Annotated in this window: 7 protein-coding genes; all 7 read left to right on the top strand. The window is 41.7% G+C overall.

The window, feature by feature from the left end:
* On the top strand, positions 1-2,930 hold a 2,930-nt coding region (locus B0187_RS08905; protein WP_342742118.1), incomplete at its 5' end, for a site-specific DNA-methyltransferase.
* A 10-nt stretch (positions 2,931-2,940) separates the two neighbouring features.
* On the top strand, positions 2,941-6,231 hold the full coding sequence (locus B0187_RS08900; RefSeq protein ID WP_078237517.1) for a DEAD/DEAH box helicase family protein: 3,291 nt from the start codon (positions 2,941-2,943) through the stop codon (positions 6,229-6,231).
* Complete coding sequence (locus tag B0187_RS08895; protein ID WP_078237516.1) at positions 6,228-9,080, top strand: SNF2-related protein; 2,853 nt, start codon at positions 6,228-6,230, stop codon at positions 9,078-9,080. The genes B0187_RS08900 and B0187_RS08895 overlap by 4 nt, the downstream gene beginning before the upstream one ends.
* A 159-nt stretch (positions 9,081-9,239) precedes the next feature.
* Positions 9,240-9,488 carry a 30S ribosomal protein S16 gene (gene rpsP, locus B0187_RS08890; protein ID WP_078237515.1) on the top strand — a complete coding sequence of 83 codons (249 nt, stop codon included), beginning with the start codon at positions 9,240-9,242 and terminating at the stop codon, positions 9,486-9,488.
* A gap of 30 nt (positions 9,489-9,518) precedes the next feature.
* Positions 9,519-10,046, top strand: coding sequence for a ribosome maturation factor RimM (rimM, locus tag B0187_RS08885; protein WP_078237514.1), 528 nt, complete (start codon positions 9,519-9,521; stop codon positions 10,044-10,046).
* Between the two features lie 45 nt (positions 10,047-10,091).
* Positions 10,092-10,859, top strand: a complete 768-nt coding sequence (gene trmD / locus B0187_RS08880) for a tRNA (guanosine(37)-N1)-methyltransferase TrmD (RefSeq protein ID WP_078237513.1) — start codon at positions 10,092-10,094, stop codon at positions 10,857-10,859.
* A gap of 12 nt (positions 10,860-10,871) precedes the next feature.
* A complete protein-coding gene (rplS, locus tag B0187_RS08875; protein ID WP_078237512.1) occupies positions 10,872-11,222 on the top strand; it encodes a 50S ribosomal protein L19 in 351 nt (116 codons plus the stop codon).
* Positions 11,223-11,258 lie beyond the last annotated feature (36 nt).

Raw genomic sequence — 11,258 nt, 5'->3', positions numbered from 1 at the left:
ACCAACCAACCAACCAACCTAGCCAATATCAGCTCAATGAATTGATCGCAAAGTTGCGAGAAATTTTTCAAATCGATCGTCCTGATTTAGATTTTGGTATTTATCGCATTTTAAATTCGCGTGAAGCGAAAATTAACGATTTCCTTAATAACCGCCTACCCCAAAAAATTCAAGAAGCATTAAGCGACAGCCGTCAGCAAAACAGCGTTTATAGCCATTTACTCACCTTTTTTGCCCGTTATTACGATGAGGGCGATTTTATCAGCCAACGCCGTTATCAAGGCAACCAATACGCCATTCCTTATAATGGCGAAGAAGTGGTGCTACACTGGGCGAATAAGGATCAGTATTACACCAAATCCAGCGAAAATTTCAGTCATTATCGCTTTACTTTATCCGATGGCAAAACGGTAGAATTTCGCCTTGTGGAAGCCGACACTGCCAAAGACAACCGCAAAGACAGCGACAAGCGGGTATTTGTGCTTGCCAAATCGCACGAAAAAATTGAAATTGATGAAAATGGCGATGAAATCCGCACCACCATTGCTCCCACCGAATTAAGCGATGATGGCAACTATTTGACCATTCGCTTTTGCTACCAAGAATCCAAACAAAAGCAATCAGACTGTATCACGCAGGCGGTCGATACCCTAAAAAGCGATGAAATTTGTCAAAAGTGGACGGAGCTATTTAGCCTTGCTCCGACTGAGAAAAATGCCAGCCGCACTTTATTAGAAAAACACCTTACCGACTACACCGCCAAAAACAGCAAAGATTATTTTATTCATAAAGATTTGGGTGGCTTTTTAACTAATGAGCTGGATTTTTATATCAAAAATGAGCTGATGAATTTAGCTAATTTGCAAGCTGCCGAAGCCTTTTCTGAACTAGAAGCGAATTTTAAGCTGATTAAAACTTTCCGTGCGGTGGCATTGCAGATCATTGACTTTTTGGCACAGCTGGAAAATTTCCAAAAGAAACTGTGGCTAAAAAAGAAATTTGTCAGCCAAGCCTATTATTTAATTACGCTGGATAAAATCGATCCGAAGTTTTATCCGCAAATCGCCGAAAATCAAAAACAGCTGGACGAGTGGCAACGGCTGTTTAATTTTCACTATGAGCAAGCGGTCGGATTTTCACAAATTTCTGCCTATCCGCATTTGGTGGTGGATACTTCGCTTTATCCTGCCGAATTTCAAGCCGAGTTGGTATTCTCACTTTCTGATTTAGATGAGCAAACGAGCGGTGTGCTGATCCATTCAGATAATTTCCAAGCCTTAAATTTATTACAGGCTCGTTATAAAGAGCAGGTGAAATGTATTTATATTGATCCGCCGTATAATACAGGGGGCGATGGTTTTATTTATAAGGATAACTATAAACATTCTAGTTGGGCGAGTTTAATTCATAATCGCTTAACACTCGCTAAACCGTTATTAAATCAAGCAGGTGTATTTTTTCAAAGTATTGATGATAATGAACAAAGCAGATTGAGATTTATTAATGAAGATGTTTTTGGAGAAGGAAATTTTCTGAATTTGTTTGTTAAAAAAAATTCGGGAGGGCAGCAAGATAGTAAATATTATGCAACTATACACGAATATTTATATAGTTACGCAAAGAGTAAAAATAATTTTCAAGCAGGAAGAGAAGATAAAACAGAGGGTAATTATCCTTATTTAGATAAAGTAACAAATCTACGCTATAAAACTCAATTACTTCGCAAATGGGGAGATAAGTCTTTGCGAAGTGATAGACCAAATCTTTTTTATCCAATTTATTTTCATCAAGCAACTAATACATTTTCTCTTAAAAGAGAAAGTTTATCTGATGTTGAAATTTACCCAATGCTTGATGTAAATACAGAGGGTAGATGGCGTTGGAGTAAAGAAACTATGATTCAAAATCTTAATTTATTAGAATGTAAGAAAATTGGTAATGATTATGTTGCATATGAAAAAATTTATGAAAATAGTGGTGATTCAACTAAGCCATTTTCTACATGGATAGATAATGTTGATAATTCAACGGGCAAAACTTTAATTAAAAATTTATTTAAATTTGATATTTTTTCTTATCCAAAAGCAACTGATTACATTGCAAAAATCATTAAATTTTCTGGTAATGAAACAAATTCTTTAATCCTCGACTACTTCGCAGGCTCAGGCACAACCGCCCACGCAGTAATCAATTTAAACCGTGAAGATGGCGGTTCGCGTAAATATATTTTGGTGGAGCAGGGCGAGTATTTTGATACGGTGCTAAAACCGCGTGTGCAAAAAGTGATTTATAGCGAAAACTGGAAAGACGGCAAGCCTGTGAAAAACGATCAGGGCAGTTTTAACGGCGTATCGCAAATCGTCAAAGTATTAAAACTGGAAAGCTATGAAGACACTTTAAATAATTTACAGCTACAAGCGGGTGGATTGTTTGATTTTTCTGCTGATGTGAATGAAGATTATTTGCTCAATTATATGCTGGATATTGAAAGTCGTGCGTCTTTGCTTAGTGTAAACGATTTTGCCAAACCTTTTGATTATCAATTAAAAATCGCCAGCGATTCGGCAGGGGCGTATCAGGTGCAGAAAATTGATTTGGTGGAGACCTTTAATTATTTGATCGGTTTGAGGGTTAAATCTATTGACGATCAGCGTGATAAACGCGGTTATGTGTTGGTGGAGGGCGATTTACCGAATGGCGAAAGCACGCTCATTGTGTGGCGAGATATGGAACGGTTGGGCTATGAGGATATTGCCACGCTGTTTGACAAGCTCGGTATCAATCCGCGTGATAGCCGTTATGATTTGATCTATTTAAATGGCGATCATTGTATTGCCACCGTGCCAGCCGACAGTGATGAGGGCTTTAATGTTGGCTTAAAACTTCGCCCAATTGAGCCTGAATTTTTAGGTTTGATGTTTGATGTGTAAGGGGGCGATGATGGCAAAAGCAACCAAAAAAACCAAAGCAAACCGCACCTTTCATCAAGAGTTGGTGTTAAATAAATGGATTATGTCGCTGTTTTATAAGCAGGATTTGAGCCAGTTTAAGGCTCTTGCCGATTTAGAAGGTATTAGTGCAACAGGGCAAACGAAATTTTATGAAGCCTTGACCGAAGGACTTTTTAACCCTAATAAAATCAGTTTAGAAAAGCTGGCTTATTATGATCGGCAAATTATCCAGCATTGGCAAAAAATTACCCAAAAGCGAAATCTACAAGAAAACCGACCGCTACAATTAAAATATTTTCAGTATTTATCGCTGTTATTTACGGAAATTTATTTAGATCGCTATTTTAATCAGCAAGATCAGCTATTAAGCGAGTTAAATCAAGTGCTTGCTGAGCATTGTAAAGATAAAGATGCCCCGAAATTTCAGCCTTATACGCTGGAAGATTTAAATAAATTGGCGTTTTGGAGTGCCACGGGTAGAGGTAAAACCTTGCTAATGCACATCAATTTATTGCAGTATCGGCATTATTGGGGGCAAAAAAATGCCAAGCAAGACAAGCAAGAAAAATTGGCGGTTTATTTATTAACGCCAAATGAGGGCTTATCAGCACAGCATTTGGCGGAATTGGGGCAGTCGGGGATTGAGATGGCTTTTTTTGATAAAAATAAAGGTGCAGACTTATTGGGTTCTGTGCAAATTATTGATATCAATAAATTGGGCGACAAAGAGGGCGATAAAACGGTGGCGGTGTCTTCCTTTGAGGGGGATAACAAATTGGTGCTGATTGATGAGGGGCATCGTGGTTCATCGGGCGAGGCTTGGCTTAATTATCGCAATGCTTTAATTGGCAATGGTTTTTCGTTTGAGTATTCCGCCACTTTCGGGCAAGCGGTGAAAGATCGCAAAACAGTGGCAGATTTTGAAAAGGCGGAAATCAAGAAAAAAGGCGAATTGGATTGGGCGGATAAAAAAGCCTTACGCCAAAAGTCGATTTTTGAGGTGTATGCCAAGGCGATTTTATTTGATTATTCTTATAAGTATTTTTATCAAGATGGCTATGGCAAAGAGAGCCTGATTTTAAATTTAGACAGCGAATATGCCGAGCAGGGCGATAATGAGAAAAAATACTTTTTGGCAGGGTTATTATCGTTTTATCAGCAGCTTTATCTGTTTGAAAGAGATGAAAAAATCTTACGAGATCAGTATTTATTAAGCCGTCCACTGTGGGTTTTTGTAGGCAGTAAGGTCAATAAAGAAGACAGCGATGTGTTGGTGGTGCTTAATTATTTGGCAGAGTTTTTAAATAATCCTGAACAGAGCAAACGCTGGCTGGGGGAGATTTTATCAGGCACGGCGTTTTTGGATAAAAAAGGTCAGCCGATTTTTAGAGATCGTTTTACCGCGTTAAATGAAGCGTGGCAGGACGATGCGGCAGGGCTTTATGCGGATATTTTGTCCAAATTATTTAACTGCACCAGCAGTCAGCGTTTGGCATTGGTAAATCTGAAAAAAGCCGCAGGCGAATATGGGCTAAGAGTGGGGCGAGAAGCCTATTTTGGCGTGATCAATGTTGGCGAAGGCGAATTTTTCAAAAATGCCAAAAATGAGACAGCATTTGATTGTGAAGAAGATACTTTCGGCGAAGGATTATTTAGCAAAATTAACAATGAAAAACACCGCTTGCAACTGCTTATCGGCTCTCGCAAATTTAGCGAGGGTTGGTCAAGCTGGCGTGTATCCACGATGGGCTTGCTTAATATCGGCAAAAATGAGGGTAGCCAAATTATCCAGCTGTTTGGGCGAGGCGTGCGGTTAAAAGGCAAAGATTTTTCGCTGAAACGCACCAGCACGAATGATCCGCTTACCCCTAAGTATTTAAAACAGCTAGAAACTTTAAATATCTTTGGAGTAAAAGCCAGCTATATGGCACAGTTTAGAGAATATCTCGACATTGAAAAACCAAACGATGAAAACGAGATGATTACTCTCAATTTCCCTACTCGTCCGAATTTGCCAAGCAAAATACGGCTTAAAACAATCCGCTTGAAAGAGGGCTACAGAGACAATCAGCAAAACGGCTTTAAACGTCAGCAAACGGTAAGTTTGTATCAAGTGCCAGAAAAATATCAGGGTAAATTTCACCCTGTGTTGGTTGAGTTAGATCTCTACCCTCGTTTAGATTCATTAAGCACCACGAAGCAAGTAAAGACACAGCTCGATCATCGAGACCAAGTCAAACTCAATCGTAAATTATTTGATTATTTTGATTGGGATAAAATCTACTTGGATTTGTGGCAGTTTAAATTGAACCAAACTTGGTGGAATTGGCAGATCGATTCGCAAAAACTGCGTGAGTTTGTTGAGCAAAATAACGATTGGTATTGCTTATATGCCCCGAAAGAAGCGATGGTAGTCAATGATTTTTCGGCGGTGGCAAAACAGCAGGCAATTTTGCAAGAATTGCTGGAACGCTATACGGAGCGTTTTTATTTGCAGATGAAAGCCTGCTATGAAGCCGAGCATTTAACCGCAGTGGAAGTGCAGGACGATGATCGGGCGTTGTTGTCGCAATATCAGATTAACATTCAAGCTGATGAAGCCCCAGCTTGTGAAGCGAAGATCAATGAACTAAAACAGCATATCGGACAAGGCGATCTTGCCAGTGCCTTAAAATGGCAGCCACCTTTTTCGGCGATGCGTGCGATTTTATTTGATTCACACCTGTATCAACCGTTGTTTTATCTTGAAAAAAGCAATGAGATGCCGCTTACGATGATGCCAACGGCACTAAATGAGGGCGAACATCGTTTTGTTGATGATTTGATGAAAGCGGAAAAATCTGGCGATTTGGATAAATGGATCGGCGGACGAGCATTGTATTTGCTACGCAATCCAGCCAATAAAAACAAAGGTTTAGGCTTTGCCTTGGCGGGCAATTTTTACCCTGATTTTTTGGTGTGGGTGGTGGATCACGCCACAGGCGAGCAGTGGCTGAGTTTTGTTGATCCTAAGGGCATTCGCCATATCAGTTTGAGCGATCCTAAATTTGGCTTACCTAGCACAATCAAAGATCTTGAACAAAAGCTCAAAAAACAAGCAGGGGATAATCAGCCTGCCTTGCATTTGAGTTCCTTTATTTTGTCGGTTACGGATCGTAATGATCTGCTCAATGTTGAGTTAGAGCAAACTGAGAGTTTTACGCAAAAACGCATTTTGTTTATGCAAGATGAGCATTATTTGAAAACGATGTTTGCGCTAATGTTGGGAGAAAACCGATGAATCTGACCGCTTACCACGCTCGTTATTATGCCAATGAGATTGTTTGCCGTTCTGATGAGGCGGATAGATTGTCTGAATCGCTGTTTGATGCGAAAGTGGACTTAAACCCGCACCAAATTGATGCGGCGTTATTTGCTTTAAAAAATCCCCAGCAACAAGGTGTGATGCTGGCAGATGAAGTAGGTTTGGGTAAAACCATTGAGGCGGCACTCGTGCTTTGTCAGCTATGGGCGGAGCGAAAACGCCGTTTGCTGATTACTTGCCCTGCGGTGCTTTGTAAGCAATGGGCGAATGAGTTGCAAGAGAAATTTGCCCTGCCAAGTTTGGTGGTGGATCGTGCAGTGATCAAAAAAAGCGGTTTAAGCCCTAAGCTGTTTTTTGAAAAACATTGCGGCAAGCAGATTTTGATTTTCTCTCATCAATTTGCGGTGAAGTGCGAGCCTTTTTTGGTGGGCGTGCCGTGGAATTTGGTGGTGATTGATGAAGCTCATAAATTCCGCAATGCTCATCGAGCCTCTAACCGAATGGGGCAGGCGTTACGCCGAATTTTTGGCGGTAAGCGTAAATTATTATTGACGGCGACCCCGCTACAAAACTCGCTAATGGAGCTTTATGGGCTTTCCACTTTGCTTGATGATTATCTGTTTGGCAATGAGAAAACATTCCGTAAAACCTTTGTAAATGGTGGTGGTGATCTTGACGGATTAAGAGAGCGTTTGCAGACTTTTGTGAAGCGAACGCTACGCAAAAATGTGCTGGAATATGTGCATTACACCCAGCGAAAAACCATTACTCAACAATTTGACCCAACCAATGAAGAACAGGCGTTATACGATAATATCTCGCATTTTTTACAGCAAGAGCAAAGCTATGCCCTGCCGAAACGCAGTCGGCATTTGGTGGTGCTGATTTTACGCAAATTGCTCGCTTCTAGCCCCAAGGCGGTGGTGGATACGCTACATAAAATTTTAGATCGTTTGCAAAAAATGAAAGAAAACCTACCGCTTGCAGACGAAGATTTTTTGGCTGAATTTGAGGATTTGGACAGCGATGAAGCCGAATGGGTGAATGAAGAAGATGAAGCAAGTGATATTGATGATAAAACGATCGATCTTTCGGTACTTGATCGTGAAATTGAGCAGATTCAAGGCTTTATCAATCAAGCCAATGCTTTGACCCAAGACAGCAAAGCCTTGGCGTTATTAGAGGCGTTAAATATCGGCTTTCGTCAAATGGCGACTTTGGGAGCTGAGCAAAAGGCGATTATCTTTACCGAATCGACCCGCACTCAGCAGTTTTTGGTGGATTTTTTAAGCCAAAATGGCTATGCCGATAAGCTTGTGGCATTTAGTGGTACGAATAATCAAGCCCAAGCAACCGAGATTTATCATAAGTGGCTTAAAGCTCAACAGGGCAGTGAGTGTGTTACAGGTTCAGCCGAGGTGGATAAAAGAACGGCACTCATTGATTATTTTAAAGAGTCCGCCCAAATTATGATTGCCACCGAAGCTGCTGCCGAAGGGGTAAACTTACAATTTTGTTCGTTATTGATTAACTATGATTTGCCGTGGAATCCACAGCGGATTGAGCAGCGAATCGGGCGTTGTCATCGTTATGGACAAAAATTTGATGTGGTGGTGATCAATTTTTTAAACCAACGCAATTTAGCCGATCGGCGAGTGCTGGAATTATTGGATCAGAAATTTTCCTTATTTGAAGGGGTGTTTGGTGCATCTGATGAAATTTTAGGTTCGATCGAAGACGGGCGAGATGTGGAACGGCAAATTTTGGCGATCTATCAAAGTTGCCGTACCCCTGAAGAAATTCAGCAAGCCTTTGATGCTTTGCAGGCGGAATTAGAAGAGAAAATTCGCAATACGATGAAGCAAACCGAAAGCCAGCTTTTTAGCCATTTTGATCAAGATGTGTTGGAAAGATTAAAAGGTAAGGTGTCGGATAGGCTGAATAATATGCAACGCTGGGTGTGGAATTTGACCAAATTTGTGTTGGCGGATTACGCCAAGTTCAATGATGATTTGCACGAATTTAGCTTGCATAAATCGCCAGAGATCGGCATTACCACAGGGCTTTATCATTTTTTACGCCAAAAACAAGCCCAGTTGAGTTTTTTGCAGGGGGTAACCTACCGCTTGACGCACCCACTTGGCGAATGGTGCTTAAAACAGGCATTGAATTTAGCGACACCAAACTGTCAGTTGAGTTTTAAATATGAACCTTTATCGCACGGTAAATTTAGTGTGATTGCCGAGCGAGTAGGGCAGTCTGGTTGGCTAAGAATAGATAAAATATGCATCAATTCAGAGCTTGAAACGCAAGAAAAGTTGGTCTTTACCGCTTGCACTGATAATGGTGAGACTCTGGATGCTAATTTTTGCCAAAAACTGTTTATGCTTTCAGCCAAAGCAAGCAATATGAATTGTGCAATATCCGCAGAATTGAATAGTAACGCAGAGCTGAGAATTGATGCAACGATCAATCAAATCAACGATCAAAATGTGGCTCAACTCAATGAAATGGAAAGTAGCTTGGAACGATGGGCAGATGAGCAAATCAGGGGGTTGTCAGAAGCCTTGACGGAATTAAATGAGCAAATCAAAGAAGCCAAACGACAAAGCCGAAATGCTCAATCTCTTGCCGAAAAAGCACAGTTCCAGCAAAAAATCAAAGAGCTTGAACGGCAGGTGCAACAATCTCGCCGAGCTATTTTTGATAAAGAAGATGAAATTTGTGAAAAACGCGATGAGTTGATCGAACAAATGAGCCAGCGACTAAAACAGCAAACCACCACAGAAACGCTGTTTTGTGTGCGGTGGACATTGGGAGTGTAGCTTCTGTTAGCCTCACAGAGAATGTGGTCAAGCGGTTGCTTTTTTGCAAAAAATCGGTATAATCCGACCGCTTTTTCTCTCTTTTGGGGAAAGCATTCGTATCACCCTCACCTCGAACGAGGGTTTATTTTTTTACTATCAACAATTTAGAGGACGGTTATGGTAACCATTCGTTTAACTCGTGGCGGAGCTAAAAAACGCCCATTCTATCAAGTCGTTGTCGCTGACAGCCGTAGCCCACGCGACGGTCGTTTCATCGAGCGTATCGGCTTTTTCAACCCAATCGCATCAGGTCAAGCAGAGCGTTTACGCATTGATTTAGCCAAAGTGGATGCGTGGGTTTCAAAAGGTGCTTCACTTTCTGATCGTGTTGAAGCATTAGTGAAAGAAGCGCGTAAAGCGGCTTAATTTCCACCATTTTTGCAAATGTAGGTGAGTATGAGCGAACAAAAAATTGAAGTCGTTGGAAAACTAGGTTCAACCTACGGAATCCGTGGCTGGTTGCGTCTATATTCATCCACAGAATATCCTGAAAGCATTTTCGACTATCAGCCGTGGTTCTTAAAAATTAAGGGGCAATGGCAAGGGGTTGAATTAGAAAGCTGGCGTTATCACAACAACGATTTGATTGTGAAATTAAAGGGGACGGACGACCGTGAAGCTGCACAGCTCTTAACCAATGCCGAAATTGGCGTGGATTTGAGTGTGTTTCCTGAATTAGAGGAAGGGGATTATTACTGGCACGATCTGATCGGCTGCCAAGTGGTGAACCTTGATGGCTACACAATGGGCGTGGTTACCGAGTTAATGGAAACAGGTTCAAACGATGTGTTAGTGGTGAAAGCGAACAGCAAAGATGCTTTCGGCAAACAAGAACGTTTAATTCCGTTCTTATATGAACAAGTAGTTAAAAGAGTAGATCTCGCCACCAAAACCATTGAGGTGGATTGGGACGCTGGTTTCTAACCTCAGGTATGCACAGAGCTTTTGTTGTAGCTTTCGGAGGCTAAAATGTGGATTGGTATCATTTCACTGTTCCCCGAAATGTTTAAAGCGATTACCGATTTTGGGGTAACGGGACGAGCCGTTAAACAAGATCTGTTGCAAGTAAACTGTTGGAATCCGCGTGATTTTACAACAGATAAACACAAAACCGTGGACGACCGACCTTACGGCGGTGGACCGGGAATGTTGATGATGGTGCAGCCGTTGCGAGATGCAATTCGTGCGGCAAAAGCCACCGCTTGCAAAGACGATGGCGTAGAGGCAAAAGTGATTTACCTCTCGCCACAAGGACGTAAACTCGATCAAGCTGGCGTGCAAGCCCTCGCCGAAAATCAGAAATTGATTTTGGTGTGTGGGCGTTACGAAGGGATTGACGAGCGATTGATTCAAACCGAAATTGATGAGGAATGGTCAATCGGCGATTACGTTCTCACAGGGGGGGAATTGCCCGCAATGACGTTAATTGACGCCGTTGCACGCTTTATCCCAGGGGTATTAGGCAAACAGGCTTCTGCGTTGGAAGATTCTTTCGCCGAAGGTTTATTAGATTGCCCTCACTACACCCGCCCCGAAGTGTTAGACGGACTCACCGTGCCTGATGTGCTGATGTCGGGACACCACGAACAAATTCGCAAATGGCGATTAGAACAATCGCTGGAACGAACGTGGTTAAGACGCCCTGAGCTATTGGATAGCCTAGCTCTGACTGACGAACAAAGGGTGCTGTTAAACAAAATCAAACAACGGCACAAATCAGTTAATTCTAGGACATAGAAGGTTTTAAAAATGAGTAACATCATCAAACAACTCGAACAAGAACAGTTAAAACAAAACGTACCAAGCTTTCGCCCAGGTGATACCTTAGAAGTGAAAGTATGGGTAGTTGAAGGTAGTAAAAGACGTTTGCAGGCGTTCGAAGGCGTGGTTATTGCAATTCGTAACCGTGGTCTGCATTCTGCATTTACATTGCGTAAAATCTCAAACGGCGTAGGTGTTGAGCGTGTATTCCAAACTCACTCACCAGTGCTTGATTCTATCACCGTGAAACGTAAAGGTGCGGTTCGCAAAGCGAAACTTTACTACTTACGTGAGCGTTCAGGTAAATCTGCACGTATCAAAGAGCGTTTGGGCGACTAATTCGCAACAATGCACAAACAAAAAGGCTTGGGGAAA

Source organism: Haemophilus paracuniculus (assembly GCF_002015115.1).
In the GTDB taxonomy this organism is placed as follows: Bacteria; Pseudomonadota; Gammaproteobacteria; order Enterobacterales; family Pasteurellaceae; genus Haemophilus_E; species Haemophilus_E paracuniculus.
Note: the sequence above shows the minus strand (reverse complement) of the source record. Positions and strands in the feature narration are given on the sequence as shown.